Origin of the sequence: Chitinophaga sp. CF418, assembly GCF_900142925.1 — a bacterium.
Lineage (GTDB): Bacteria > Bacteroidota > Bacteroidia > Chitinophagales > Chitinophagaceae > Chitinophaga.
Map to the genome: position 1 here is coordinate 87,916 of NZ_FRCN01000014.1, position 26,788 is coordinate 114,703.

Sequence of the window (26,788 nt, forward strand, 5' to 3'; positions counted from 1 at the left end):
GCGACCTGTTGCTTTATAATATGACTTTCAATTTTTTCTAAAGTTAGATATTACGTCCTGTGCTATCTGTTGTCGTTCTTTATTTTAACAAAACATAATCATCTAAAAAATATGGTCTCTGGACTAATTCCCTGTCTACTTTCTGGAAAAGAACAGTAACTCGTACAACACGATCAGTACGATACTGGCCGCTGTTGATAAAAGGATTTTCAAAAGCAGATAGAAGAAACTCGCAAAGCTGAATACTTCCAGCGGGAAATACACCAGATTGTGCAGGAATACCAGGATTGCGATATAGGTCAGGAATTGGGAAACTCCCATGCTGGTCATGGAAGGTGTTTTCTGGGTTGTTTCAAAACCACCCTGCGGAGACAGTACGTTGATGATGAACGGGCGAAGGTAAGCGATGAATACGCAGGCGGCAGCGTGCATACCCATGGTGTTCATGAACATATCCAGACTAAGGCCCATTAACAGCGCCAGCAGCATCAGCGCAGGGCGTGGCATATTAAATGGCAGCAACAATACGAACAACATGTACAGGTTAAGACCTACCAGCTGGTGTAACAGGATCTTCTGCAGTACAAATACCTGTAGAAGTAGTAAGAGCACGAAACGGATAATATTTCTTAACAGTATACTCATTTAATAAGCCTGTAGGTTGAGTCTTCCAAAGATTGTTGTTCTTCTTTCAGCAGGTTGTCTATGACGTAGACATACTGAAGATTATAAAAGTTGGTAGCCAGTTTGATCCTGATGGTATAGGCGGTGCTGGATTTATCTGCCAGGGAATATGATTCCACGTAGCCAATAGGGATATTTTCCGGAAATAATGCAGAGTAACCGCTTGTTACTACGGTGTCTCCTTTGATCAGCCTCACACTTTTAGGTACATCTTCCATCACTGCATATCCGGCATCTCCACCGTACCAGCGTACAGTTCCCATTTCCTTGCTGTAGCTCAGGCGGGCACTGAAACCGAAGTTGCGGCCCTTTGACAGCAGGGAAAGCACTACAGCATAGTTATCGTTAACGCTACGTACCACGCCGACTAAACCACTGGGCCCCACAACACCCATATTGGGTTTGATACCGTCTGTGCGGCCCCGTCTGATAGTAATATAGTTAATGGGATTACTGATACTGTTGTTTACCACTTTGGCTTCCTTGTAGAGGTAGCGGCGAACTTCAGTGCCGATCACTTTACGGGTGGTGTCGGTGCTGTAATGGCGGATGGTATCTACTTTAACGATGTTGTTAACAGAAACGCTGTCAAAGCTGGTGCGCAACATATTATGGAGGTGGGCATTTTCTTTCACCAGGCTATCATTGGTAGCCTTCAGGTGAAAGTAATACTCCACATTGTTGTAACGTTCGTATAACCTGGCGCTGAGACTATTGGCGGAGTTGAGGTAGGCTGATTTCTGAAGATCGTTGTTCTGGAATACCAGCACAATGCAAATCACTTCCAGCAGCAGAAACAGAAAAAAATTAAAATAGCGCCTAAAGAAAATGATGAGATTACGCACAGGATATATTTTCTTAGTAGAAAGTGTACAAGGCAGTTAAGTGGCTGCCTTGTACATTTCCTGATATTATTGCATTAGGAACGGATATTTACCTACGTGTTTCAGTGCTATTCCGGTACCTCTTACCACGGCGCGTAACGGATCGTCCGCAACGTGTACAGGCAACTTGATTTTCTGAGTAAGACGTTTATCCAGTCCACGGAGCAGCGCACCACCACCGGTCAGGTACAGTCCCCTGCGGTAAATATCTGCAGCCAGTTCCGGCGGCGTAGTTTCCAGTGCTTTCAGGATAGCCTCTTCGATCTTGAAGATGGATTTATCCAGGGCTTCTGCTACTTCCTGGTAGGATACCATGATCTGTTTAGGAATACCTGTTACCAGGTCACGGCCATTCACAGCTACATCATCTGGTGGATTATCCAGTTCTTTCAATGCGGAGCCGATCTGAATCTTGATCTGTTCAGCGGTCCTTTCACCGATCAACAGGCTATGATAGCGGCGCAGAGCCTCCATGATGTCGGCAGTGAATTCATCACCGGCGATACGGATACTCTGGTCACAAACGATACCAGCCAGGGCGATCACGGAGATACCAGTGGTACCGCCCCCAATATCGATGATCATGTTACCTACTGGTTCTTCCACGTCAATGCCGATACCTAAGGCAGCTGCCATAGGCTCATGTATGAGGAACACTTCCTTAGCGCCTGCCTGTTCAGCAGAGTCGCGTACGGCGCGTTTTTCTACTTCTGTGATGCTGGAGGGTATGCAGATAACCATACGCCAGCTAGGGGAGAATAAGGGCTTTTTGGGATACACCAGTTTGATCATCTCGCGAAGCATTCCCTCAGCTGCGTTAAAGTCGGCGATCACACCATCTTTCAGGGGGCGGATCGTACGCAGGTATTCGTGTGTCTTCTCATGCATCATCATGGCCTTCTTTCCTACTGCCACGATTTTACCGCTTGCGCGCTCTATAGCTACAATGGAAGGTTCATCCACCACCACCTGGTCGTTGTGTATGATCAGCGTGTTAGCTGTACCTAAGTCAATCGCTATTTCCTGTGTTAAAAAATTAAAGAACCCCATTGCTTAATATGGTCAAAATATTATTGTGTGCAAAAATGAATAATTCCAACGAATATACAATCTAAAAATTGTTTGTTTTCTCAATAATACAACTAAATATTAAAAAATCTTCTTTATTGTATCTGTTGTATCTGATGAGCCGGTTAATAAGTTGCAACATTTAATGGCAAGGTACACGGCCGGCATAGTAATGACTCTCGAAAACGCTTAAACGAAAAATGGTCTGTGTTAATTGTGTGCTCTTTATGAATGAGTTATGCTCTCTCTGGTCGTCCCTCCGACCCTTCCCGATACTTAAACGGGACACTGGTCCAGACTACACTTTTCGCGCCGGCAAGGCGTGAAAGGCGCAAATGAACATCTGCTACACGAACTCGAAACCAATATCCCTCCTGTAATATTTGCCTTCAAAATCAATAATTTCAGCAGTCTGCCGGCTGTGGGTCAACGCAATGCCCAGATCAGCTGCCAGGGAAGTTATAGTCAGTACACGGCCTCCGTTAGTGAGGATATTCTCTCCAACGGCCTTCGTTCCTGCCTGAAACACCAACTGATCCTGCGTAGGCGCCGGTATGTTGCTGATTACCTTTCCTTTTTCGTATGCTTCAGGGTAGCCTTTTGCCACCAGCATAACAGTGGTTGCCACACGGGCATCCTCATAAATTGTCTGTGCAGAAAGCTGTCCTTCCTGTACGGCCTTGAAAAGTTCCAGCAGATCGTTCTGTAATCTCGGCATCACCACCTCGGTTTCGGGATCTCCCATACGGCAGTTGTACTCTATGACAAACGGTTCCCCGTCTACATTGATCAATCCGAAGAAGATAAACCCGTTGTAGGCAATCTGCTCTTTTTCAAGTCCCGCTACTGTAGGGCGGATGATGCGTTCTTCCACCACATCCATAAAAGCCTTGCCGGCAAATGGAACAGGGGAAACAGCGCCCATACCGCCTGTATTCAGGCCGGTGTCTCCTTCTCCAATCCGTTTATAATCCTTTGCAGTAGGCAGAATCTTGTAGGAATGTCCGTCTGTCAGTACAAATACTGACAATTCGATCCCCGTCAGGAATTGCTCTACTACTACTTTTCTGCTTGCATCGCCAAACTTCGCTTCTTTGATCATCTGTGAAAACTCTGCCACTGCTTCTTCATGATCGTTCAGGATCACCACTCCCTTACCTGCTGCCAGTCCGTCGGCCTTGAGTACTATCGGCAGGGAATGCGCACGCAGATAAGCCACGCCTTCTTCATAATTCTCCTCACTGAACTCGCGGTAAGCAGCAGTGGGGATATCATGGCGCAGCATAAACTGCTTCGCAAATGCTTTACTGCCTTCCAGCTGGGCGCCCAGGGCAGATGGACCCATCACCGGGATATGCTGTAAAGCGGCATCCTGCTGAAAGTAATCGTAAATACCTTTTACCAGCGGCTCTTCCGAGCCCGGTACTAACAGGGAGATAGCATTCTCAATACAAAAGGTCTTTATTTTTTCAAAATCCGACACAGCGATGTCCAGGTTCTGGCCATATTGGGCCGTACCGGCATTTCCCGGGGCAATAAACAACTGTTCACAATAAGTGCTTTGTGCCATTTTCCATGCCAGGGCGTGTTCCCTGCCACCACTTCCTAATAGTAATATCTTCATATGAAAAAATAAATTCGCTGCTTTTCGCTCCTGAGAAATTTTACATTCACCTTCCAATCAGCCCGTTCTTCCAAATTTTTTGCAAAGAAAGGCCAAAATTTGACCAAAAACACCATTTTACCCGATAAAAAGCTGAATTTATTTATCTTGCTGGATTCGAAGGACTGACTAACACCATAAACAAACAACAAACTAAACAGATCTATTATGACTCAAACTGCTGTTGAGCAGCCTGTAATCACGCCCGCCCCGAGGGGCAAGGGGCACCACAAAGGATTGTACGTACTCTTCTTTACGGAAATGTGGGAACGTTTCGGCTATTACCTGATGATCGGCATTTTCTTCCTTTACCTTGTCGATCCATCTTCCAACGGCGGTAAAGGGTTTGACACCACCAAAGCAGCGGACCTCGTCGGTTCTTACATCGCATTAGTTTACTTATCTCCTTTCATCGGCGGCCTGCTGGCCGACCGCTATCTGGGTTACCGAAGGGCGGTGATACTGGGGGGCTTCCTCCTGGCAGCCGGATATTTTTCCCTTGCATTCCCCGGTGACCTGGCCATGTATGCAGGCCTTGGCCTGATCATTATCGGTAACGGTTTTTTCAAACCCAATATCGGTACCATCCTCGGTAATATTTACAACCGGGAAGACCTCAAGGCCAAAAAAGACGTGGCCTACAACATCTTTTACATGGGCGTGAACATCGGCGCCTTCATCTGCAACTTCGTGGCCGCCTACCTCCGTAACCACTACGGCTGGGGACATGCCTTCGCCGCTGCGGGTATAGGCATGCTGGTAGGCCTGGCTATTTTCGCTTCCAACCTGAAGACGATCGCTGAAGGAGATGTGCGGAAACCAGCCTCTCCGGACGAAATGTCCACCGCCAAGATTCTGGGCAGCGCATTACTACCGGCTATTCTCGCTGCTGCGATCGGTTATTTTATCAGCAGCCCCAGCTTACTGGGACACACGCTGTTCGGTACTCAATCCAACGATGCCTTCCTGTTTGCCTGCGTGCCTATCATTATCTTCTACATCCGCCTGTTTACCACTTCAAAGCAGAAAGAAGATAAACGCGGTCTGGGCGCCCTGCTGGCCTTTTTTGCAGTGGCTATCATATTCTGGGTCATCTATAACCAGAACAGTACCGGTCTTACTATCTGGGCTGACCAGTATACTGACCGCCAGATGTCTCCGGCCATGGAAAACGCAGCTCAGCCTTTCGGTATGCTGCAGACCGTGACCACCGAACCTCATAAGGTAACCCAGATAGATGAGCACTTCCGCGCTATCAAGGATGCCAATGGCAATACGATCGAAGTACAGGGCGCTGACCCCTACTTCCAGAACCTGCCAAAGGAAAAATGGCCTAAAGAGGGCAACAAGTTAAGACTCATCTCCACTGAGATCTTCCAGTCTATCAACCCATTCTTTATCGTGGCCTTCAGTCTCCTTGTAATAGGAATATTCGGCTGGCTGGCTAAACGCGGTAAGGAACCTAACACCCCGGTGAAGGTTGCCATCGGCATCTTCCTGGCGGCGGGTTCATCCCTGCTGATGGTGATTGCAGCCTCCATGACAAATGTATATATAGATAAAAGCTCCATGGCCTGGCTCTTTGGCACCTATGCAGTATTCACGGTTGGTGAAATACTGGTGAGCCCGATCGGCTTATCCATGGTATCTAAACTGTCTCCTCCCCGTGTAACAGCCCTTATGATGGGTGGCTGGTACCTGGTGAACGCCATTGCCGGTAAAGTAGCCGGCCTGATGGCTACCTTCTGGGACAACTTCACCAATAAGACGAGCTACTTCCTGATCCTTGTGATCTCTGCCGGCATCGCTGGCGTGGTTATGCTGATACTCAGCAAGTGGATAGCCCGGGTTGTGAAGGAGAAAACGGGGTCTTATTAAGCATTTTTCTTATTAGTTTATTGCAAAACGGTGCAGCCTCTACGGTTGCACCGTTTTTTATTGCCTAAAAAGGCAAGCCCGTAGGACTCAACATCAATAAGGGTTTGATTTGATCTCTATATCTCTATATCGCCATACCGTCATTTCATCATCACTTTAGGCTCATATGTATATCGGTTCGATATAGAGATGACGGTAAAATGATATGGAAATGACGGTGAAGCGATATGGAAGTACCGAGGAAAGATCCTACCATCTTGCATCTAAATTGAATTTATAAGTTATAAACAAATGATTATCAATAACATTTACGAATTGCAACGGAAGACTATAAACAGGCTGTAAAACAGGCTGCCGCCTGTGTAAATATGCTAAGTCCTGATTCTAAAAGGGATTTTTCTCTTATATTGCCTCTTAATCAACAAAAATCTATACTTATCAAACCTATTTATGGCAGATAAATTCAAGCCTTTCGTTGCACCCGAGGTGCATATGAAGGAGTTTACACTGAAGTCCATTGTACTGGGCTGTATATTCGGGATTATTTTTGGAGCCGCCACCGTATACCTGGCGTTAAGAGCAGGCTTGACCGTTTCCGCCTCTATCCCTATTGCGGTAATTGCTATTACCCTCGGCCGGAAATTCTTTAAAACCACTATTCTCGAAAACAACATCATTCAGACCACCGGATCAGCCGGCGAGTCCATTGCCGCCGGAGTAGTATTCACCCTACCGGGTTTTCTCTTCCTTTCAGACGGCGGTGGTGCACAGTACTTCAATTATCTGACCATTCTGACCCTGGCTATATTCGGAGGTATTCTGGGTACGCTGATGATGATCCCGCTACGCCGGTCACTGATCGTAAAGGAGCATGAAACCCTGCCTTATCCTGAGGGTACTGCCTGTGGCGACGTGTTGATAGCTGGTGAGAAAGGGGGCGATTTCGCTAAGACCGCCTTCTATGGACTTGGTTTTGCCGTTGCTTATGCTTTTCTGCAGAAGGTACTGCATGTCATCGCGGAGACACCCTCTTACATGACCCATCAGTATAATAAATATTTCTCATCTGCCCGTGTAAGTGCAGATATCACTCCTGAGTATATGGGTGTGGGCTATATCATTGGTCCTCGCATTGCTGGGGTACTGGTAGCAGGTGGTGTCTTATCATGGCTGGTGTTAATACCATTGCTGTCATTCCTGGTACCTCCTGACGCTATTGCCGCTCAGTTGGTGAAACTGGGTTACCTGGCCAATATCAGCACACCTGGAGGTAAGGGAGACTGGAATCCTGCCACGCATACCTTCGGCGATTTCTCCGCTGCAGTTTACGTTGCCTATGTACGTCAGATAGGTGCCGGCGCAGTGGCAGCAGGTGGTTTCATCACACTCATTAAAACTATTCCTACTATCATATCCTCTTTTAAAGGCAGCATTGGTTCCCTGAAGAAAGACGATGTGAGTGGAGATGCTAATGGCAGCGTACCACGTACTGAAAGGGATCTCAATATCAAGATCGTATTGTTTGGTAGCATTGCCCTGATCGTCCTGATGGCGTTCCTGCCACAGTTACCCGGTGACTCCATCGGTAAAAAGCTGCTGGTAGGCCTGCTGGTGGTTATCTTCGGCGCCTTCTTCGTAACGGTGTCCAGCCGTATCGTGGGCCTGATCGGATCTTCCAACAACCCTATTTCCGGTATGACCATTGCCACCCTGATGGGTACCTGTCTGGTATTTATTGCGGTAGGCTGGAGCGGTAAAGTGTACGAGCCGATGGCCCTGGTAGTAGGTGGTATGATCTGTATCGCAGCAGCGAATGCCGGTGGTACTTCACAGGACCTGAAATCTGGTTATATCGTGGGTGCTACGCCAATGTATCAGCAGTTATCCCTCTTCATTGGTGCGATCGTTTCTTCTATTGTGATCGGTCTGACTGTGAAGTTCCTGGATAAGCCTACTGCAGCCATGATCGCTAATGGTGTAACTGACCATGCAATAGGCAGTATCTATTATCCTGCACCACAGGGTACCCTGATGGCTACGCTGGCTAAAGGTATCCTGTCTTACAATCTTGACTGGCAATTTGTACTGGCAGGTGTTTTCCTGGCTATCACCATGGAGCTCTGCGGTATCAAATCCCTGTCTTTTGCAGTAGGTGCTTACCTGCCACTGTCTACCACCCTCCCAATCTTTGTTGGTGGTGCTATCCGTGGACTGGTAGATCAGAAGCGTAAGAAACAGAATGTACATCTGTCTGCTGAGGAAGAAGAGCTGGGTAAAGGTAACCTGTTTGCTACCGGTCTGGTGGCAGGCGGCGCTGTAGCTGGTGTGATCATTGCGATACTGGCTGGTTTTGACAGTACATCCACTGCACTAGCTGCTGTAAATATGGAACATTCACTGGCTGGCATATTTGGCCACGGTGGCTATTTCATCCTGGGTACAGCCATGTTCGCCCTGATGGGTTGGGTGCTGTACAGGATAGCGAATAAGAATTAATTCTAAAAAAACAGGGATCAGGAGTTCAATGCCAAAGCTTCGCATTAATTCCTGATCCTTGTTTTTCCTTATTCCTGTTTGCAATTAACTGCTTATTATTGCGTTATAACAAAAACCCCTGTTGTTATGCGCATAACCTTCACCATTCTTTGTGCGGTACTGATCTTCTGTTCCTGCAAAAAAGATGAGCAGAACGAAGTAGCTCGCAAATTCATTTCCTTTGATCTTGATAGTTTGATAGTGATTGCCGAAAATCCTTCTGCGGTTATTTCTGTGGCAGATCTTACTGATACAGACCCGAACAATGATATTGACAAACTAACGATCACAGCCAAGGGGATCAGTGATGAACAAGTTAATATCACATTGCTCGGAAGTACAGATGGCCTGACAAAAGGCACCTTTTACTCACAGGATGGCAACTCGATATCTGTATACTACCCGGAGGCTAACATTTCCCAGATAGCCAATCAACGTTTCGGCACATTCACCTTTTCAATTACCAATGTGAAGGACAGCCTGATCGAAGGTTCATTTACAGGCACACTCATTGATACCACTGGTACCTTATCTCCCAGAAATGCCAGCTTCGGATTTGTAAGAGCTATCGTCACAAGTAATTAGACAAACGACAGGTGATCATACTGCTTTTTAAGGATCGCGGCATCATCAGCCTCCAGCCACTTCTTTAACAATGTGGCATATACGCTCTTGAAATCTACTTTGTGTTGCAGGTCTCCTTCATTCAGATGTTCCAGATCGGGAGCTTCATTCAATAGCCCCTGCTGTTTCAGTCCTCCGCTTATCATGAACATGTTATTGGCCGTACCATGGTCAGTACCTCCGCCCGCATTCTGTTCTACACGGCGACCGAATTCAGAGAATGTGACAATTACCACATCCTGGAAACGGTTATTATTCTTCAGCTCTTTCGTTAATGCGGTAATGGCTTCATCCAGCCGCTCCAACTGCGTCTGCTGCGCCGCCAGTTGATTGACATGCGTATCAAATGCGCCATGGGATACGTAGTATACTTTTGTAGTGATATCAGACATGATGAGCCTTGCAATGGTCTGCATGTTCTTTCCCAGTTCTGTTGAGGGAAAGATCTCTTTTGTCTTATATGCTTTGAATTGCTCTTTGATATAGGACGCAGATGAAACGGTTGCACTCATGGTTTTATACAGGTAATCCACAGGCTGGTGATCATCTTCCACTGTCTTCTTTTCCTTTTGCAGCAATTCCCTGAACATCCTGTCATTAGCAGCTGCCTGCAGCTTATCAGGATCTTTAACGGCCAATCCTTTCTGCAGATCACCTTTCATAGCCAGGCTCAGGGTATCGTCAATTTCCAGCGCCTGTACCGGTTTATCACAGCCTTTACATTGAGCATCGAGGAACCTTCCTATCCAGCCATCTGTCCAGTTCTCAGAAGAGGAACTGGCAGACTGCCAAATATCCATAGAGCGGAAATGTGATCTGTCGGGGTTGGGATAACCAACACTATTCAATATAGCCAACGATCCTTCATCATAGAGGCTCTTTAAGCCTTTCAATGCAGGATGTAACCCCATCTCATCAGTGAGAGATAAGGCATTCGCACGCCCGATACCCAGCGTAGGACGCATGCGGTAATAAATATCATTCCTATAAGGTATCACTGTATTCAACCCATCATTACCTCCGGAGAGCTGTATTACAACCAATACTTTATTGCCGGCGGGCACCAGGTTATCTTTTTCCAATGCTTTCAGGAATTTCGGCATCATCAGTGAAGCCGAAGCTAATGATCCTACCTGTAAGAAACGTCGTCTGTTTAAGATCAGCATAAACTTAATTTTTTAAGTGGATACATTAGCACAACTGATACTCGGGTGTGCTCATTACTGCTATTGCAACTGTTTTGATATAATTTTCACGGGAAGAAACATCTGCATAATTTTCCAGCAGCTGCTTGTTCACATTTTTATTGGCCAGTAAAAGAGAACCGGTGATAGTATCTGCGAGTTTTTCCCTCGGTACTTTCTCATAATCTTTTAAGAAAAGATCCCAGTTGATCACTCCCCTGATCTTCCTGGCGTATTGCCTTTTCACAGATTCATTCAACTCCATGGTTGCCTTATAGTTGCCCATGCCCATTTCAGGAGTGATCTCTTTTGGTGTGATGTTGAACTCCTTTTCATACAATATCATCTTCGGTAACTGCATGCGGTACATCAGGCTGGAGCTATCTATCCAGTTGCGTCCACCGGGCCAGCCGGCAACATTTGGCGGATAAAAAAGCACTTGTCCCAATACCTGCTGGAACGACAACATCACTTCTTCTCTTTCAAAATTAACAGGCACGGTCCTACGTAAACCTACTAACAGTTCCACCGGTGATTTTATACGTTTACCAATGACCTGTTGATCATAGAACCAGTCTGCATTGAAGATATGTTGCATCAGTGCACCGATATCATAATCAGATGAATAAAACTTTTCTGCCAGGGAGTTTATTCTTGCTTCATCAGGCGTTTCGTCTACGAAATAACGGTATACTTTAGCAGTGATGTACTTTGCTGTTTCCTTATGTTCCAGTAATATTTTCAGGATATCATCACCAGTGAAATTTCCGCTTTTACCGAGTACTGTTTTCTCTCCGTTATCATGCCGTTTTTCCCTGAATACAAAGTTGCCTTCATTATCATATGCCCAACCGGTAAAAGCTCTGGCAGCTTCTTTTATATCTGTTTCGGTGTAATGTCCGCGTCCCATGGTGAACAGTTCCATCACTTCACGGGCGAAGTTCTCATTTGGATGCGCTTTATAATTCTGCTGGTTATTCAGGAACTGTAACATGGCAGGTGTCCTGGAAACTGCCGTCAGCAGGGTGCCAAAATTACCCAATGCGTTCTCGCGTATCACCTGCAACAGCTGCTGACTAAATAAAACATTCTGTGTACGGCATGCGAAATGTCCGTGCCAGAACAGCGCCATCTTCTCACGCAATGGGTGTTGCGTTTGCACCATTTCGTATAACCAAGAGAGGTTAAGGTCTTTAATCCCCTGTCTGTTCATTTTAGCCAGTTCTTTCTTTTCCTCCGCCGACATTTCTTTTGTCCGCTCAGGGAGGTCCGTTTCGTCCATCACTTTCAAGGGGGTCTGGATATCTTTATCAGGACCGGTCAGGATCTTGCTGATCACCTGCCGCCGTTTTTTGTGGGTCCAGTCTTCGATAACGGGAAGTGAAGCGCCGAAACCGGCCCTCCACGCAAGATGTTGCATTTGTAGATTCTCGGGAACAGCTGCCATATAGGATGAGATTTCGGGTTTGACATCGGTGAATGGAGAAAGTTTAATGACGGATGCAAGATTTAATGTGACGAAATTGTTAAGAGGGGGATAAGTAGTATATGATTATACACACAACCACAAATGCCCGAATATGAACATACAATTACAAACGCGGGATGACAACGCGGTCACCAATATGGTTTCCCGGAATCATATTCCCGGTATTATGGTGCCCCGGGGGTACCACCCGGCGCTACAACATAACGCTGACGGGGCTCAATGCAGCGGATATATACCCGTTCCCAGGTTTGTCCCGGGGGTATAAACACGACGTGGCCACGATTTACACCATTACACGACCGGGATATGGTTCTAACGCATCGGATACTCACCTGAATTTCCAAACCGGATAGCTGCTACCTTTTTCGAATACACTTTTTTCCGGAGGTAATTCCAGGAAACCATCCGCCTGCAGCAATGCAGCCAGATCGCCGGAGCCGTGGTAGGGAGGCGGCAGAGCGACCAATTGTCCGTCAGCAGTAGGATGCAGGCGAACAGGCATGAAATAGGTCAGCGGTGCAGCGAAATTTATGTCGGTACCCAATACTGCATAAGGAACAGGCGGAGCTGTATATTGCAGACAGGCACGTAGCCAGGGCAGTACATAGCGGTAGCAACACATGAAGCCTGACACCGGATTACCGGGCAGGGCAAATACTACAGGGCCCTTCTCAAACTGACCAAACAGGAAGGGTTTACCTGGCCGCTGCTGTATTTTATGGAAGATCTGCTGCATTCCCATTTGTTCCAGGACATGCGGCAGGTGATCAAATTTTCCAGCGGATACTGCGCCCGTACAGATCCAGGCATCTGCATCCTTCAGAGACTCAAATAAATGCCTGATAGCAGTTTCATTGTCATACACGTGATAACATTCAGCATTAATACCAAGTTCCGTTAAAGCTGCTGCGAGGCTGTAGGAATTGGAGATCCTGACCTGGTGCATTTCCGGTGTTTCTGTAACCGGCACCAATTCATCGCCGGTAGCGATAATGGCAACCCTGGGCAAACGGCTTACATTGACCAGTGCCTTACCCACAGAAGCCAGTACACCAACTTCAGCAGCAGTTAACAGGGTGCCTGTGGGGATCACTAACTGGCCGGCAGCAGCGTCCGAGCCCTGCCGGTGGATATGTTGCCCCTTTGCAACATCAGTATTGATGGTAAAACGTTTGAAGCCCTCATGCTCTGTGGCAGTCAGGTGTTCATACTGTATCACGGTATCTGTCAGTTCAGGCATTATAGCGCCTGTCATTACTTCTATACAATTAGCTGTATTGGATAATTGCTTACGGGGCATACCTGCAGCCTGCATATCTTCCACACCAAAGACAGTCTGTCCCTTTGCAAAGCTCTCATAGTCTATAGCAATGCCATCCATCATTACCCGGTCATATGGAGGAAAATCCCTATCAGACAATACCGGCTCCCGCAGAATACGGCCGGTAACAGCGGTAAAGGGCAGTTGCTCTGTTCCAAAATCCCGAACGGTATCCATTACAGCGGCATACGCGGTGCTTACATCTATCAGCATTCTTTTGGTTGTTTGGTGGCTTTAGTTGTAAATTTATTCCATTATGAGCAATGATTCAACTAAACAGGGATTTTCACACCTTAATCCAGCTGATCAACCGGTAATGGTGGACGTAAGCGGGAAGACAGAAACGACGCGCGTGGCAGTAGCAGAAAGCAGGGTATTTCTACCGGAGATAGTAAGGCAGCAATTCAGCGGTAAAGATCTTCATACCGCGAAGGGTGCGGTATTCCAGACCGCTATACTGGCTGGCATCATGGCTGCGAAAAAAACGCCGGATCTGATACCTCTTTGTCATACCTTACTCCTGGATGGTTGCCAGGTGGAAATAGAACTGGAAGGTGAAGAGGCTGTAGTGCGTTGCACAATTAAAACCACCGGCAAAACAGGAGTAGAAATGGAAGCACTCACAGGAGCCAGTGTCGCTGCGCTGACCATCTATGATATGTGTAAGGCATTTACACATGAGATGGTGATCAGGCAGACACGTCTGCTGAGTAAAACAGGTGGCAAAAGGGATTTTTAAAAACAGTACGATGACAGCGCCATTAAAAGGACTCATACTCTGCGGCGGCCGCAGTACACGCATGCAACAGGATAAAAGCCTGATTGCCTATCACGGCATGCCGCAGTGGCAATATCTTTATCAGTTAGTACATAAGATTACACCCGATGTATATCTTTCCTGCAGGGAAGAACAAAGACCTGCACTGAGTGATGATGTACCCATGATCTTTGATAGCATCGAGGGTAATGGACCTTCTGTAGGATTGCTCAGTGCGCATGCCGCATTTCCGGATGCAGCATGGCTGGTGCTGGCAGTAGATCTTCCACTCATCAGTGAACAGAGCCTTCATTATCTCGTATCGCAAAGACAGGTATTGAAAGATGCTACATCACTGATCAGCCCTGTCAATCATTTACCAGAACCATTGATTGCAATATGGGAACCTTCCGGCTTAAAAAAGCTGCAGCATAATTTTGATGAAGGAAAGAATTGTCCGCGTAAGACATTGCTGCAGTCGGATATTTTGCAGATAGAAAACCCGTTTTCAGCAGAACAGTTTAATGCAAATACGCCGGAAGAAATGAAAGAAGCGGAAGAGCAGATCAAACATTAACCAGGATCACGAATCAGGAATTAAAACAGAAAAGTCGTTGTATCATTCATGATTCGTGATCAGATATTTTTACGGGTGTGCCGCAACCCATACTTCGCCATCTTCAAAGTATTCCTTTTTCCAGATAGGTACTGTTTCCTTTAATGTATCAATTGCATATTCACATGCATCAAACGCAGCTGCGCGATGTGGTGCTGCAACAGCAATAACAACCACTACTTCTCCCGGTTGTTTTTCACCAACAATGTGTAAGATCGCAATCCTTTTTACACCCATTTTTTCAATGGTATAATCTGCTATCTTTTCCATTTCGAGTAATGCCATCGGCTCATAACATTCGAAAAAAAGTCTGGTCACTTTTTTTTCTTTGGTGATGTTCCTTACATTTCCGGAGAACACTACAACACCTCCACAGTCAGGCCCTTCCACGAAGTCGAGCGCTTGCTGAACAGTTACATTGCTGTCTATTTTTATTAGTTTGTTCATCGTAATATCAATAAGCGAATTTAATTACTTTGAAGGAAAATATTTTTTATAGATCAATGGAAATGATATAATATTGGTGCATTAAAACTTTGTTTGTCATGTATCCCATAGTAGAGAGAATTATATTGATTGCGTGCATAGCAAGCATACTATCTCCAATCATTCCGCTTTTCAAGTTTATTGTCAGATCTCACAAAGAAATGAAACTGTGGGAAGCCTGGGTCGATCTGGTGATCAAAGACTTCCTGGCTAATCCGAAACATTATAAGAGCTGGAAGGGCAAAAAGCTGTAAATGCTTCCCCGAAGGACAATCGTGCGCTTTTTTCTCTATCCTATTAACATTAAAGTTATCATCCATTGAATCAGTTAACAGATCAAGATACCAGATCAAAACATGGTACTCAGACCTATGCTAATATCGTTGGTGCAGGAAGCGGCACATTGATGCTGGTAATTGCCAGGGAAATTCCGGACACTTACTGGTTAAAACCTTACTTGATAATGACAGCTCCATCCATTTCTGTGTATCTATCCAATGTTGCAAACGAAATAAGAACATATTTTGTAGAACGATACGGGAATATTAAAAATATGAGAGAAGAGAGAAAAATTATAAGAAAAATTGACGCCTTAAAAAAATATCCACTTGCAACCAATAAGGATATTAATCTATTGAACAAACAGCTCATGGACGCCCGGATACAACGAATAAAAAAAATGATCACTTCATTAAACAAATGATCTCACCCACCACTCACCGGTGGGATCACCGCAATTTCATCTCCTGGTTGTAATACATCCTCATCATTAGCATACACTTTATTTACCGCTATCATCAGGGAACGTAACTGTTCCAGTGACGGATATTTTGTATACAACCAGGTCCTGAGTGCTGCTACTGATGTAATCCCCTCTGCCGTAATAACAGGCGCTCCTGCTATATCTTTCGCGATGCCGAATAGTAAAATGCGCATATCCCGTGTATGAAATTTGGATAAAGCTACGATAATGTAGTAATTTTAAACAGGAGACATATCAAATAAACATAAGATGAAAATCAGGATCAGGGGTAACAGCATCCGCTACAGGCTGGATAAAAAAGACATAGAAGTACTGAAGGCTGATGGAAAAGTGGAAGAAAGCACTACCATCGGCGCAGGTAACCTTCATTTCTGTATTAAGGCTAAAGCCGGCAGCAATGCACCTTTTATTAAATTAGAATCATCCGCAATACATCTTTCGTTCCCGAAAGAACAGGTGCAGGAATGGACCGATACCGAACAGGTGGGCTTCTCCGCCGAAATTCCTAATGCAGACGGTTCTGTGTTAAATATTCTCGTTGAGAAAGATTTCAAATGTCTGACAGAACGTGATGAGGATGACAGCAATGCTTTCGACAATCCTTCAAGCAGCTGTTAATCATACACTTATCCGGCAATTAATTTCAAACAGGGAGAGCGGAATATCTCATTTCTACACTTGAAAAGTTCAGGGTAGACACTATCTTTTGCGATAGATGATAAAATATGACATATTCCTGACATACAATGCATTATTGGCGGGTTTTTCCGCTTTAGGTAAATCTTTTTCCCGATTCGATTAAGTAAGCGGACATTACTGATCGTTCTTTGTGGAAAAATCAGTCAGTCAATGTTCGGCTATTTACAGAAGCTACAAATCAGCATTTTCCTATACCTGTTCCTGTGCATATCTGCCAACGCACAAACTAAAGTGAACATAGAGGGCACAGTCAGAGATATTAACAACGTTCCATTACCCAAAGTGAGTGTCCTGCTCAACAAAAGCCAGACGGCTTTCACTGACGAAAACGGACATTATATCTTTTCAAACCTGCCGGAAGGCGTAGAATATACCATCCGCTTTACACATACCGGTTTTGAACCTTTACAACAGAAAGTAAAAGGGAACAGACTGGATGTTACTTTAGTGCCAGCTTCTTCACAACTGCAAACCGTAGAAATCACCGGAAGAACTGAAAAAGGATATAAGAACACCGCTTCTTTTATTGGTACCAAAACAGCAACTCCGCTGAAAGACGTACCCCAGTCTATCTCTTACGTTACCAAAGAACTGATGCAGGATCAGGCATCCGTAAGAATGGGAGACGTAGTGAAGAACTTCAGTGGTGTGAACCAGTTTACTTTTTATGATGATATCACTATCCGTGGTTTCCGTATCAATGGTGGCAGTACCACACAGCTGCTGAATGGCCTGCGTACCTTCACCGGTTTCTGGAAACAGCCAATGGTCAACTATCTGGAAAGAGTAGAAGTGATCAAAGGCCCTGCCTCTGCATTGTTTGGTAATGCATCTCCGGGCGGTACCATCAACCGTGTAACCAAAAAGCCATTGGAAGAAGCCCGTAAATCACTCAGCTTCACCATGGGTAGCTTCAATAACAACCGCGTTTTGGCAGACTTTACCGGTCCGCTGAACGATGAGAAGACCATCCTGTATCGCCTGAACATCGGGTATGAAAATACAGAGTCCTTCCGAGACCTGCAGTTCGACAAGAACCTGGTGATTGCACCGTCTGTGTCTTTCCTGCCAACAGAAAAAACACGTATCAACTTTGATGCGGTATATAACAAATCCAACAGCCGTCTTGACCGCGGACAATCAGTATTGTACAACGGCGATCTGTATTCAACACCGATCTCCCGCTCACTCAGCGCTACCAACGACTATCTGAATGAGGAAACATACACTGTAACAGCGTCTCTGAATCATCAGTTCTCCAGCCGTCTGGCCTTTAACCTGGCTTACCTGCGCACTGGTTATACAGAAGACCTGCTGGAACACCGAAGCGCCAATGCCTATGCTGTGGATTCTTCCGGTACTCCCATTCCTAACCTGGTAGCCCGTCAGTCATTCATACGCAAAAAGAACCCTTCCAGCGATAATGCTTCTGCTTACCTGACTTATAGTGTGGAAACCGGTAAGATCTCGCACAAACTGGTGGGCGGTTATGATTACGCTACTTCCAAACTACCTCCCGGCGCATCTCAGTTAACGGCGAGCAATTACCAGCTGAAAGCCGGCGGCGCTGCAGCATACAATCCTGCAAAAGCAGCTAACTATGTATTCTACAACTACACCACTCCTGATGGAAAGGTGATCAGCATACCCAAACCGAATGTATCTTCTTTTGATATCACTAAAAATGATAACAAGCTGGAGGATCCTTCCAAATACACTTACGTTGTGCAGAACAGCGCTGTATTGCCGTCTTTCAGCAGCATCAGCGGCATTTACCTGCAGGACCAGATCAGCATCGGAAATCTGAAATTGTTACTTGGCGGTCGTTACGAATCATATACCGACAAGCCTAATTACAGGACAGATAGTGTGAAAAAAGTAACGCAACATACTTTTCTGCCAAGACTGGGTGTAGTATACAGCATCAACCGCAATATCAATGTATACGGTATGTACACCAAAGGTTACAATCCTCAGGATGCTGCTGTTCAGACCAATCCGCTCTCCGGCGGACCATTCGATCCTATCACCAGCCAACTCTGGGAAGGTGGCCTGAAAACAGAATGGCTCAATGGCAATGTGACTGCAAATGCAGCGGTATACCATATCGTACAGACCAATACACTGTATAATGCAAATGAACCAGGTAATCCTGACAAGATGATACAGATCGGTGAAGAAACCTCCAAAGGTGTAGAACTGGATGTAACAGGACGTATCACTGACAACTGGGACCTGACGCTGGCATATGCTTTCAACGACGCTACCATCAGCAAGTCAGGTAAATCTGACTCTGCACTGGTAGGCAGACAAAAACCAAACGCGCCCAAACACCAGGGTAATATCTGGACCAAATACACTATCCCTTCCGGTCCGGTAAAAGGCTTAGGTGTAGGTGCAGGCGCTAACTTCGTAACAGAAAGGAACGTGTCACTAAACACCAAACAGACCTTGCCCGGTTACGTACTTGTGAATGCGGCCGCTTACTACCAGGTGAATAAAGTACGGTTGCAGGTGAATTTCAATAACGTTACAAATAAAACCTACTGGGTTGGCGGATATGACTATATTCGCCTCTTCCCCGGCGCGCCGAGGAGCTGGCAGGCAACAATCTCATATACATTCTGATCATGAAAAAAATATTTGGCTGGTTACATCTCTGGCTGGGCATAGCTTCCGGCATTGTGGTCCTCGTAGTGGCGGGGACAGGCAGCCTGCTCGTATTTGAAGAAGAACTGGAACATACGTTCCGGTCTTCTTTTTTTTATGTAGAAGTGCCCGCAAACACTTCCAGACAACCACTGGACAACCTGACAGCTTATGTACAAAGGGAAAATCCGAAATACAAGGTCGGCAATATCATGTTAGAACCTGAGGCTGATCGCAGCGTTGTCTATCTTTTACGGAAGGGAAAAGGGAATAAGGTCCTTAAGAACCAGCTGTATGTGGCTGTCAATCCCTATACTGGCAAGATCATTGAATCTGTTCCGGGCAATAAACGGTTCTTTTCCGTCGTGCTGCAGTTACACCGCTACCTGTGCATGGGCGAAACCGGCAAGTTCATCACCGGTATTTCATGTTCCATCTTCACTATCCTGATCCTGACGGGGCTGATACTATGGTGGCCGAAAAGGAACGCTCGTAAACAGCGTTTAAGTGTAAAATGGAACGCGTCTTTCAAAAGACTTAACTGGGACCTGCATGCTGTATTCGGATTCTATGTGCACATCATATTACTGATCACTGCCCTTACAGGACTTATATGGAGTTATAAGTGGATGAACAATCTGCTATATATTGCTTTCGACGGGAACACCAAACAACAGAAAATAGTAACTCCTGAAAGCCCTGCGGTAAAGAATACAGGTATTGCCTACCTGGAAAAGATCGTAAACACAACCAATGAACGGCTGTCATACGAGGGCACGGTCACTATCCGCCTTGCGGAAAATGACAGCACGTCTATTACAACGTCCAAAGAAAACAGGGCCAGACATGGCAATGTGAGCGATTTCCTTTATTTCCAGGCCGGCACCGGAGAACTGGTAAAGGAGCGCCTGTATGACAATGAAAGTAATGGTACCATTGCCAGAAGATGGGTATATCCGTTGCACAGAGGTACCCTTTATGGATGGCCAACCCAGATACTGGCACTGATTGCTGCGCTGGTAGCAACTACACTACCCATATCCGGGTTCCTGATATGGATGGGCAGGAAGAAGAAAAAGAAAAAAGAGGTAAAGGTAAAAGCGACAAAACCGCAGGAATTAACCCTGGATAAGCATCCGGACACCAGCGTACAATATCAGTAAGGCGGTAGCGCCTTCCACTATCCGAGGTTTCAGTACTGCCGCACTCAAACGGGCGCCTATCTGACCTCCTACAATAACAGACAATAAAAGCGGGCCGGCAAAGCGAAGATCAAATACTATTTCTCCTTTGCTGGCCTGTCCTAATAACCCACCAATAGAATTTACAAGTATAAATACACTGCAGATCCCCGCTATTTTCTTCGCCGTATCATAACGCCCCAGGCGTAATACCGGCGACAAATAAATACCTCCACCAATTCCTGTCATACCTGACAATAACCCGATAGCAGCGCCAATAATACCGTATTTGTAGGTCTTCTGTGCATTAGGATCCGGAACATATTCTTTTTCCAGGAACAGTTTATAACACATCAACAAAGCTGCTACCGTCAAAGCTATTCCCAGCAGCAGGAAAAAAGTATGTTGTTTTAATGGCAGGTAACTACCCAGAAAGGCAAATGGCACGCTGATCACACTTAGCTGCAAAGCCCTCTTCAGTGGCAACTGGCCCGCACGATAAAAATGATAAACACCACCTATGACCACGACCACATTACAGAGCAATGCCGTAGATTTCATTAGTTGGAAATCAACACTCCACAATGCCATTAAAGCCAGATAGCTGGACCCACCACCAAAGCCGGCAGAAGCATACAATAGGGCTATTGTAAAGAACAATATGCAAAGTTCAATAGACATAAGCCAGTTTAATAAGTATTCATTTCCACGTCAATTTCGGCGGCCCAGGCATGGATGCCTCCTTCTATATTGTAGACCACAGGGAAACCTGCTGCATCCAGCTGTTGCGCCACCATCAGGCTACGCATTCCATGATGACATAGTAAAGCTATCGGCTGATCTTTTCTTAGTTTGGGTACAATACTTCCTACCATTCGCATCGGCACATGCATGGCTTGTGGAATATGGCATATTTCCCACTCGTCAGTCTCTCTTACATCTATCAGCTGTAAAGGCTTCCCTGTTTCCAGCCAATCCTGTAACTGATGTACCGACAGGCTTTTCACACCACCAGTATCGCAGGGCTGCTCGTAGCTTTCCTGCAGAGTGGTAATGTTATGATTACCGGGAACAGGTTTGATCTGGAAAGTATGATGTATGTTATAGAGTGTATCGATGGTCAGTAGTTGATTGCTGAGTGGTTCGCCAATACCGGTAATGATCTTCACTGTTTCGTTGGCCTGGTAAGAACCGATGATCCCGGGTAGGATACCCAGCACGCCAATATCACTGCAGTTCAGCATAGTACCTGGCTCCGGCTGTTCCGGGAACAGACAGCGGTAAGTAGCACTCCCCTTGTAATTGAATACGCTGACCTGTCCTTCGTATTTATGGATAGCGCCATATACAAAAGGTTTGTTGAGTATTACACAGGCATCATTGACCAGGTAGCGGGTACCGAAGTTATCTGTACAGTCCACCACTACATCATAAGGTCTGATAATATCAAGTGCATTGTCAGGCATGATCCAGGTATCATACATGGCAAATTGTACTTCCGGATTGAGTTGGTGCAGGCGTTGTACAGCTGCCTTCAATTTCGGGCTGCCTACTTCATTTGTATTATAAAGGACCTGTCTTTGCAGGTTTGTGAGAGAAATATCATCGTGTTCCACGATACCGATCTTTCCAATCCCCATTGCAGTGAGATATTGCAATACGGGCACTCCTAATCCACCTGCACCTATTACGAGCACTGCTGCGTTGTTGAGCAGTTGTTGTTTTGCGGGACCGAAGCCTTCCAGTTTCAGATGTCTGTCATATCGTTGCATCATCCGTTCTTTATCCTTTTAGACATTAATATTGAATCACCGTATGTACCATCCGTTTGCCTAAATCCCTGAAGCAAACGTCCATATTCCAGGAAACCAAAGTTACGATACAACTGGATAGCTCTTTCATTATTTGCAAATACGTTAAGCTGAATGGTTTCCAGCTCATTATGCTGCTCTGCCCAACGCATGGCGGCGGTCATCAGACGGCGGCCGATGCCCATATTCCAGTACTCATGCAGGACGGCGATTCCCAGCTGGCCCAGGTGAGCTTCTTTCTTTAATTCGGACTGTTTGATGGTGATAGAGCCTGTGAGGCGGTTTTCCACCACCGCCAGCAGATGAAGGTGTCTGGCCTCATTACTGAGAGAGCTGATAAATGCCCGCTCGTCCACGACGGTCAGTTCCGCGGCCTCCTGCCTCGTCATGAGGAGAAAATCTGTTTCCACGGTCAGCTGCCGGAAAAGGGCCAGCAGTGCCGTAGCGTCTTCCAGATGGGCCGGGCGCACCAATAATACCTGGCCATTGGGTAGAAAGTGCTGCATACTACAAATGTAACTACAAAAAAAAGCGCTGCAACATATGCAACGCTTTTCTATTATTTCAATATTTCTTTATTTATAGTGCGATCTTGTCTCCACCAAAATAAGGCTGCAGCACTTTCGGGATATTGATGCCCTCAGCGGTCTGGTTATTCTCCAGTATGCAGGCCAGGATACGTGGTAAGGCCAGGGAGCTTCCGTTCAGCGTATGTACCAGCTGTGGTTTACCACCACCGTCTTTAAAACGGATCTTGGCGCGGTTTGCCTGGAAGGCTTCAAAGTTGGATACTGAGCTCACTTCCAGCCATCTTTGCTGTGCGGTGCTATACACCTCAAAATCGTAGGTCAATGCAGAACCGAAACCCATATCACCACCACATAAGCGCAGGATGCGGTATGGCAGCTCCAGGGCTTTCACTAATTCTTCGACATGTGCAACCATTTCGTCCAGCACTTCATAAGACTTTTCCGGATGTACTACCTGTACTATCTCTACTTTATCGAATTGGTGCAGGCGGTTCAAACCACGTACGTCCTTACCATAAGAACCAGCCTCACGACGGAAACAAGGCGTATAACCAGTCAGTTTTACAGGTAGCTCGCTGTCTTTCAGGATCTCATCCCTGAATAAGTTGGTCAGCGGTACTTCTGCAGTGGGGATGAGGTATAACTCATCTTCACCTACAAAATACATCTGGCCTTCCTTATCCGGCAGCTGTCCGGTACCATAACCGGAAGCCTCATTTACCAGGTGTGGCACCTGGAATTCCGTATACCCTTTGCTGGTATTATAGTTCAGGAAATACTGGATCATAGCGCGCTGTAAACGTGCTCCACGGTTCTTATACACGGGGAAACCCGCACCGGAGATCTTATTTCCCAGTTCAAAATCGATCAGGTCATATTTCTTTGCCAGATCCCAGTGAGGCACTGCCCCTTCGTATAATGCGGGGATCTCTCCACCTTTGCGCACTTCCACGTTATCCTCAGGTGTTTTACCCGGAGGTACCAGCGGAGATGGCAGGTTAGGCAGTTTTACAAGTGTATCGTGTAAAAGCTTTTCAGCGGCTGCCAGCTGTTCATTGATGGGATGCAGCTTTTCATTCAGAGATGTTACTTCCGATTTACGTGATTCCGCTTCATCTTTCTGTCCCTGGGCCATCAGCTTACCTATCTCTTTTGACAGCGAATTTGCTTTGGCCTTTGTCTCATCATACTCAAGGGTTAATTTCTTGCGCTTGTCGTCCAGCTCCAGCACCTGATCAACCAGTTCCAGCTCTTTGAAATTTTTCAAAGTGAGCCGTTCCAGCACCAGGTCTTTGTTTTGACGAATGAACGGAACTTGTAACATTTTAAGATTTATTAAATTTCAGCAAATATAACAGTCAATCAGGAATTGTGAATTAAGAATTAGGGAATAAGGCGCTCCCCGTCCCATTCTTAATTCACAATTCCTGATTCGTAAATGCTATTATGAAAGGTATTTTCCTACGATCGGCACCCTTCTTCCTACGCCGAAGGCTTTGGATGAGACGCGAATAATAGGGCAAAACTGGTTCCTCTTGTACTCATTGGTATTCACCATTTTGAGTGTACGGGCCACCAATGCCGCATCAAATCCCCGGGCAATAATCTCTTTAGGGCTCTGCCGGCGTTCAATATACTGGTACAATATTCTGTCCAGGGTGGCATAGTCAGGCAGGCTGTCACTGTCTTTCTGGTTAGGTCGCAGCTCAGCAGATGGCGCTTTATCGATGATATTTACCGGGATGATCTCTTTTTCACGGTTGATATACCGCGCCAGGGCATAGACCTGCATTTTATATACATCTCCCAGTACTGCCAGTCCGCCGGCCATATCGCCGTAGAGTGTACCATAACCGGTAGATAATTCACTCTTATTGGAAGTGTTCAGCAATATATACCCGAATTTATTCGCTAATCCCATCAGCAGGTTCCCCCTGATGCGGGATTGGGTATTTTCTTCCGCCACATTAAAAGGCCTGCCTTCAAAATATGGATTGAGGGTTTCCAGGAAGCTCTCGTAAATATCGTTGATGCGGATGATATCGTAAGGATTATCCAGGTTCTTTGATAACGCTACTGCATCATCCACAGAGTGATCTGTGGAATAGGGAGATGGCATCAGAATCGCTCTTACATTTTCCTTTCCGAGCGCCTCTACCGCCAATGCCAGTGTCACTGCGCTATCAATACCACCGGAAGAACCAAGGATGGCCTTTTTAAAGCCCATTTTCTGGAAATAATCCTTTATACCCAGTATGATAGCCTGGTAAATGCGATCAATGTTATATTCAGGCAATAGCTCCACTACCGGGGCATACTCCATGTTTACCAGTGGCTGTTTGGATTGCAACAGAATATCCAGGTCATAACCGTCCATCGCCTCTTCGAAATAAGGCAGCTCCTTTGCGATGTTACCCTGTGCATCAAAGATGATTGAACCACCGTCAAAGATGATTTCCGTCTGAGAACCAACGGCATTGCAATAGTACATGGGGATACCATACTTACGTACGTTGGCACGGATGATTTCCTTACGGTTCTGTGCATGATCGTAGTCAAACGGAGAGGCTGACAGGTTGATCATAACATCCGGCTGCTGGTCTATCAGCTGATCCATCGGGCAGACCCTGTACAAGGGATTATCTCCCAGGTTCCAGATATCTTCGCAGATGGTCACCGCCAGCTTTTTGCCTTTGAAAGGCACTACATTCCAGGCGTAGCTGGGCTCAAAGTAGCGGTACTCATCAAATACATCGTAAGTAGGCAGTAATGTTTTGTGAATGATCTGTTTCACTTCGCCTTCGTGCAGGAACCAGGCGGCATTAAAGAGGTCCTTTCCTTCCGGCTGTGGGTTGCGGCAGGGACCACCTACCAGCACTGCGATATTAGCAGTATGGGCTTTGATCTTGTCAATAGCAGCATAGGATTGCTGTATAAAATCTTCAAACTCCAGGAAGTCCCTGGGTGGATAACCACACACACAAAGCTCAGAGAATACTACCAGGTCAGCGCCCTGCGCTTCGGCTGCTTTAATTCCTTCCAGGATCTTCTGTGTATTTAATTCGAAATTGCCGATATGATAGTTCTGTTGAGCTAGTATAATTTTCATCTACAAACGTCTTTTAAAAGAATAATCCCAGATTTAATGCAAAGCTATTCATATTTACCTTTCCATCCTCCCATTTTCCGTTGCGGGTTACATCAATGAACCCGTTCCGGTAGCTGAGACCCGCCATAGCGGTCAGCCTGTCGCCCAATGGATATTCAACACCGGCGCCGATCATCATGCCCATATTGATGGGTGTAATAGTGCGTAATACGTTCACTTTGTCGTCATTAGCCTGCAGGCTGACAATATCAGCCCTGCCGCGTACCGGGAAACTGAGATAGGTACCAAACTGTCCCCAGAGGCCCAGCCCATTGTCTGCGTCCGTCTTTAGTTTCAGTGCAAACGGGACCTCTACATAAGTGATTTTCAGTTTATATTCTGCCGGGATCTGTTTATACTCTTCCAGCCCCTTATTGGCTTCATATTTCAATGTACTCCCTGTGGTCGAGACCTGTAAACCGGAAGCGATGGCATAACGCCCTGCTTCGTCCAGCAGAAAGTCTGCCATAATGCCAAAGCTGACACCGGCGCGGGATGCATTACGGTCAACACCTGATTCCTGGGGTTGCAGCCAGAAAACTGTGGGGTCCAGTTTAAAACCCAGGCGCACCCTGTTTTCCTGCATAAAGTTGCGCTGAGCCTTCAATGCGGCTGCATTTAATAACAAAAACATGATGAATATTCCCTTCCTCATATAATTTTACCTTTTTTTTAATACAAGCTATATAATATTTTTACCTATTAGTAGTTAGATATTAAGTATGCGAAATTACATTAATAAATTAGCAGGTAACGCTCAGGGCCTATTGTCCGCACTTATCCTTATATGTTGTGTCTCTGCCTGTAAGCACAAAAAC

The 26,788-nt window shown here is 46.0% G+C and carries 24 protein-coding genes; 9 read left to right on the forward strand and 15 right to left on the reverse strand.

The genetic code is table 11. The features are described 5' to 3' along the window. Nucleotides 1-135: 135 nt before the first annotated feature. The 4 genes from F3I09_RS26720 to purD all read right to left on the reverse strand — a co-directional run bounded on the left by F3I09_RS26720 (nucleotide 136) and on the right by purD (nucleotide 4,260). The gene (locus F3I09_RS26720) at nucleotides 136-645 is read right to left on the reverse strand and encodes a rod shape-determining protein MreD (protein WP_149698120.1); all 510 of its coding nucleotides are present in this window, start codon (nucleotides 643-645) and stop codon (nucleotides 136-138) included. Then, complete coding sequence (gene mreC / locus F3I09_RS26725; protein WP_188133971.1) at nucleotides 642-1,529, reverse strand: rod shape-determining protein MreC; 888 nt, start codon at nucleotides 1,527-1,529, stop codon at nucleotides 642-644. The genes F3I09_RS26720 and mreC overlap by 4 nt, the downstream gene beginning before the upstream one ends. A 66-nt stretch (nucleotides 1,530-1,595) precedes the next feature. After that, nucleotides 1,596-2,618, reverse strand: coding sequence for a rod shape-determining protein (locus F3I09_RS26730; RefSeq protein WP_012787871.1), 1,023 nt, complete (start codon nucleotides 2,616-2,618; stop codon nucleotides 1,596-1,598). Between the two features lie 364 nt (nucleotides 2,619-2,982). After that, entirely contained in the window at nucleotides 2,983-4,260 is a 1,278-nt protein-coding gene (purD, locus tag F3I09_RS26735; RefSeq protein ID WP_149698122.1) for a phosphoribosylamine--glycine ligase, read from the reverse strand. Between the two features lie 207 nt (nucleotides 4,261-4,467). On the opposite strand from purD, the gene F3I09_RS26740 reads away from it, so the two are divergent. From F3I09_RS26740 to F3I09_RS26750, 3 genes are all read left to right on the forward strand, one after another. After that, nucleotides 4,468-6,177, forward strand: coding sequence for a peptide MFS transporter (locus tag F3I09_RS26740; protein ID WP_149698123.1), 1,710 nt, complete (start codon nucleotides 4,468-4,470; stop codon nucleotides 6,175-6,177). Nucleotides 6,178-6,627: 450 nt separating this feature from the next. Next, nucleotides 6,628-8,673, forward strand: coding sequence for an OPT family oligopeptide transporter (locus F3I09_RS26745; RefSeq protein ID WP_149698124.1), 2,046 nt, complete (start codon nucleotides 6,628-6,630; stop codon nucleotides 8,671-8,673). Between the two features lie 126 nt (nucleotides 8,674-8,799). Further along, nucleotides 8,800-9,297 (forward strand): hypothetical protein, encoded by a 498-nt coding sequence (locus F3I09_RS26750; protein WP_149698125.1) that lies wholly within the window; start codon nucleotides 8,800-8,802, stop codon nucleotides 9,295-9,297. Here the strand turns inward: F3I09_RS26750 and F3I09_RS26755 are convergent. From F3I09_RS26755 to F3I09_RS26765, 3 genes are all read right to left on the reverse strand, one after another. Then, entirely contained in the window at nucleotides 9,294-10,502 is a 1,209-nt protein-coding gene (locus F3I09_RS26755; RefSeq protein WP_149698126.1) for a DUF1501 domain-containing protein, read from the reverse strand. The genes F3I09_RS26750 and F3I09_RS26755 overlap by 4 nt on opposite strands. A gap of 25 nt (nucleotides 10,503-10,527) precedes the next feature. Next, nucleotides 10,528-11,967 carry a DUF1800 family protein gene (locus tag F3I09_RS26760; protein ID WP_223233396.1) on the reverse strand — a complete coding sequence of 480 codons (1,440 nt, stop codon included), beginning with the start codon at nucleotides 11,965-11,967 and terminating at the stop codon, nucleotides 10,528-10,530. Between the two features lie 370 nt (nucleotides 11,968-12,337). Further along, nucleotides 12,338-13,543 carry a molybdopterin molybdotransferase MoeA gene (locus F3I09_RS26765; RefSeq protein WP_149698127.1) on the reverse strand — a complete coding sequence of 402 codons (1,206 nt, stop codon included), beginning with the start codon at nucleotides 13,541-13,543 and terminating at the stop codon, nucleotides 12,338-12,340. A 43-nt stretch (nucleotides 13,544-13,586) separates the two neighbouring features. On the opposite strand from F3I09_RS26765, the gene moaC reads away from it, so the two are divergent. Together moaC and F3I09_RS26775 are read left to right on the forward strand one after the other, a co-directional pair. Next, on the forward strand, nucleotides 13,587-14,069 hold the full coding sequence (gene moaC, locus F3I09_RS26770) for a cyclic pyranopterin monophosphate synthase MoaC (RefSeq protein WP_149698128.1): 483 nt from the start codon (nucleotides 13,587-13,589) through the stop codon (nucleotides 14,067-14,069). A gap of 10 nt (nucleotides 14,070-14,079) precedes the next feature. Continuing rightward, a complete protein-coding gene (locus tag F3I09_RS26775) occupies nucleotides 14,080-14,664 on the forward strand; it encodes a molybdenum cofactor guanylyltransferase (RefSeq protein ID WP_149698129.1) in 585 nt (194 codons plus the stop codon). Between the two features lie 69 nt (nucleotides 14,665-14,733). On the opposite strand, the gene F3I09_RS26780 is transcribed toward F3I09_RS26775, so the two are convergent. After that, nucleotides 14,734-15,150: a molybdenum cofactor biosynthesis protein MoaE gene (locus tag F3I09_RS26780; RefSeq protein WP_149698130.1), complete on the reverse strand. Its 417-nt coding sequence runs from the start codon at nucleotides 15,148-15,150 to the stop codon at nucleotides 14,734-14,736. 358 nt (nucleotides 15,151-15,508) lie between these two features. Between F3I09_RS26780 and F3I09_RS26785 the strand changes: the two genes are divergently transcribed. Next, nucleotides 15,509-15,892, forward strand: coding sequence for a hypothetical protein (locus F3I09_RS26785; protein WP_149698131.1), 384 nt, complete (start codon nucleotides 15,509-15,511; stop codon nucleotides 15,890-15,892). A gap of 2 nt (nucleotides 15,893-15,894) precedes the next feature. On the opposite strand, the gene F3I09_RS26790 is transcribed toward F3I09_RS26785, so the two are convergent. After that, nucleotides 15,895-16,125 carry a MoaD/ThiS family protein gene (locus F3I09_RS26790; RefSeq protein WP_089828829.1) on the reverse strand — a complete coding sequence of 77 codons (231 nt, stop codon included), beginning with the start codon at nucleotides 16,123-16,125 and terminating at the stop codon, nucleotides 15,895-15,897. Between the two features lie 76 nt (nucleotides 16,126-16,201). Here F3I09_RS26790 and F3I09_RS26795 point away from each other — a divergent pair, with 76 nt between their 5' ends. From F3I09_RS26795 to F3I09_RS26805, 3 genes are all read left to right on the forward strand, one after another. Then, nucleotides 16,202-16,570: a hypothetical protein gene (locus F3I09_RS26795; protein ID WP_149698132.1), complete on the forward strand. Its 369-nt coding sequence runs from the start codon at nucleotides 16,202-16,204 to the stop codon at nucleotides 16,568-16,570. Between the two features lie 231 nt (nucleotides 16,571-16,801). Continuing rightward, nucleotides 16,802-19,279 carry a TonB-dependent siderophore receptor gene (locus F3I09_RS26800; RefSeq protein WP_149698133.1) on the forward strand — a complete coding sequence of 826 codons (2,478 nt, stop codon included), beginning with the start codon at nucleotides 16,802-16,804 and terminating at the stop codon, nucleotides 19,277-19,279. Between the two features lie 2 nt (nucleotides 19,280-19,281). Further along, a complete protein-coding gene (locus F3I09_RS26805) occupies nucleotides 19,282-20,463 on the forward strand; it encodes a PepSY domain-containing protein (protein ID WP_149698134.1) in 1,182 nt (393 codons plus the stop codon). On the opposite strand, the gene F3I09_RS26810 is transcribed toward F3I09_RS26805, so the two are convergent. The 6 genes from F3I09_RS26810 to F3I09_RS26835 all read right to left on the reverse strand — a co-directional run bounded on the left by F3I09_RS26810 (nucleotide 20,419) and on the right by F3I09_RS26835 (nucleotide 26,625). Then, nucleotides 20,419-21,162, reverse strand: coding sequence for a sulfite exporter TauE/SafE family protein (locus F3I09_RS26810; RefSeq protein ID WP_149698135.1), 744 nt, complete (start codon nucleotides 21,160-21,162; stop codon nucleotides 20,419-20,421). The two genes, F3I09_RS26805 and F3I09_RS26810, sit on opposite strands and share 45 nt — an antisense overlap. Before the next feature lie 8 nt (nucleotides 21,163-21,170). Continuing rightward, nucleotides 21,171-22,256 carry a ThiF family adenylyltransferase gene (locus tag F3I09_RS26815; protein WP_149698136.1) on the reverse strand — a complete coding sequence of 362 codons (1,086 nt, stop codon included), beginning with the start codon at nucleotides 22,254-22,256 and terminating at the stop codon, nucleotides 21,171-21,173. Further along, nucleotides 22,253-22,798, reverse strand: a complete 546-nt coding sequence (locus F3I09_RS26820) for a GNAT family N-acetyltransferase (RefSeq protein WP_149698137.1) — start codon at nucleotides 22,796-22,798, stop codon at nucleotides 22,253-22,255. The genes F3I09_RS26815 and F3I09_RS26820 overlap by 4 nt, the downstream gene beginning before the upstream one ends. 73 nt (nucleotides 22,799-22,871) lie before the next feature. Beyond that, complete coding sequence (gene serS / locus F3I09_RS26825; protein WP_149698138.1) at nucleotides 22,872-24,146, reverse strand: serine--tRNA ligase; 1,275 nt, start codon at nucleotides 24,144-24,146, stop codon at nucleotides 22,872-22,874. Nucleotides 24,147-24,266: 120 nt separating this feature from the next. Further along, nucleotides 24,267-25,931 (reverse strand): NAD+ synthase, encoded by a 1,665-nt coding sequence (locus tag F3I09_RS26830; RefSeq protein WP_149698139.1) that lies wholly within the window; start codon nucleotides 25,929-25,931, stop codon nucleotides 24,267-24,269. Between the two features lie 13 nt (nucleotides 25,932-25,944). Beyond that, nucleotides 25,945-26,625 (reverse strand): porin family protein, encoded by a 681-nt coding sequence (locus tag F3I09_RS26835; protein ID WP_149698140.1) that lies wholly within the window; start codon nucleotides 26,623-26,625, stop codon nucleotides 25,945-25,947. Between the last annotated feature and the right edge of the window lie 163 nt (nucleotides 26,626-26,788).

Coding starts and splice junctions, on each gene's coding strand:
- F3I09_RS26815 (WP_149698136.1), bottom strand. CDS start 22,256: ATGATGCAACGATATGACAGACATCTGAAACTGGAAGGCTTCGGTCCC.
- F3I09_RS26720 (WP_149698120.1), bottom strand. CDS start 645: ATGAGTATACTGTTAAGAAATATTATCCGTTTCGTGCTCTTACTACTT.
- F3I09_RS26755 (WP_149698126.1), bottom strand. CDS start 10,502: ATGCTGATCTTAAACAGACGACGTTTCTTACAGGTAGGATCATTAGCT.
- F3I09_RS26760 (WP_223233396.1), bottom strand. CDS start 11,967: ATGGCAGCTGTTCCCGAGAATCTACAAATGCAACATCTTGCGTGGAGG.
- moaC (WP_149698128.1), top strand. CDS start 13,587: ATGAGCAATGATTCAACTAAACAGGGATTTTCACACCTTAATCCAGCT.
- F3I09_RS26790 (WP_089828829.1), bottom strand. CDS start 16,125: ATGCGCATTTTACTATTCGGCATCGCGAAAGATATAGCAGGAGCGCCT.
- F3I09_RS26750 (WP_149698125.1), top strand. CDS start 8,800: ATGCGCATAACCTTCACCATTCTTTGTGCGGTACTGATCTTCTGTTCC.
- purD (WP_149698122.1), bottom strand. CDS start 4,260: ATGAAGATATTACTATTAGGAAGTGGTGGCAGGGAACACGCCCTGGCA.
- F3I09_RS26810 (WP_149698135.1), bottom strand. CDS start 21,162: ATGTCTATTGAACTTTGCATATTGTTCTTTACAATAGCCCTATTGTAT.
- F3I09_RS26830 (WP_149698139.1), bottom strand. CDS start 25,931: ATGAAAATTATACTAGCTCAACAGAACTATCATATCGGCAATTTCGAA.
- F3I09_RS26805 (WP_149698134.1), top strand. CDS start 19,282: ATGAAAAAAATATTTGGCTGGTTACATCTCTGGCTGGGCATAGCTTCC.
- F3I09_RS26820 (WP_149698137.1), bottom strand. CDS start 22,798: ATGCAGCACTTTCTACCCAATGGCCAGGTATTATTGGTGCGCCCGGCC.
- F3I09_RS26740 (WP_149698123.1), top strand. CDS start 4,468: ATGACTCAAACTGCTGTTGAGCAGCCTGTAATCACGCCCGCCCCGAGG.
- F3I09_RS26775 (WP_149698129.1), top strand. CDS start 14,080: ATGACAGCGCCATTAAAAGGACTCATACTCTGCGGCGGCCGCAGTACA.
- F3I09_RS26745 (WP_149698124.1), top strand. CDS start 6,628: ATGGCAGATAAATTCAAGCCTTTCGTTGCACCCGAGGTGCATATGAAG.
- F3I09_RS26795 (WP_149698132.1), top strand. CDS start 16,202: ATGAAAATCAGGATCAGGGGTAACAGCATCCGCTACAGGCTGGATAAA.
- serS (WP_149698138.1), bottom strand. CDS start 24,146: ATGTTACAAGTTCCGTTCATTCGTCAAAACAAAGACCTGGTGCTGGAA.
- F3I09_RS26780 (WP_149698130.1), bottom strand. CDS start 15,150: ATGAACAAACTAATAAAAATAGACAGCAATGTAACTGTTCAGCAAGCG.
- F3I09_RS26800 (WP_149698133.1), top strand. CDS start 16,802: ATGTTCGGCTATTTACAGAAGCTACAAATCAGCATTTTCCTATACCTG.
- F3I09_RS26835 (WP_149698140.1), bottom strand. CDS start 26,625: ATGAGGAAGGGAATATTCATCATGTTTTTGTTATTAAATGCAGCCGCA.
- F3I09_RS26730 (WP_012787871.1), bottom strand. CDS start 2,618: ATGGGGTTCTTTAATTTTTTAACACAGGAAATAGCGATTGACTTAGGT.
- F3I09_RS26765 (WP_149698127.1), bottom strand. CDS start 13,543: ATGCTGATAGATGTAAGCACCGCGTATGCCGCTGTAATGGATACCGTT.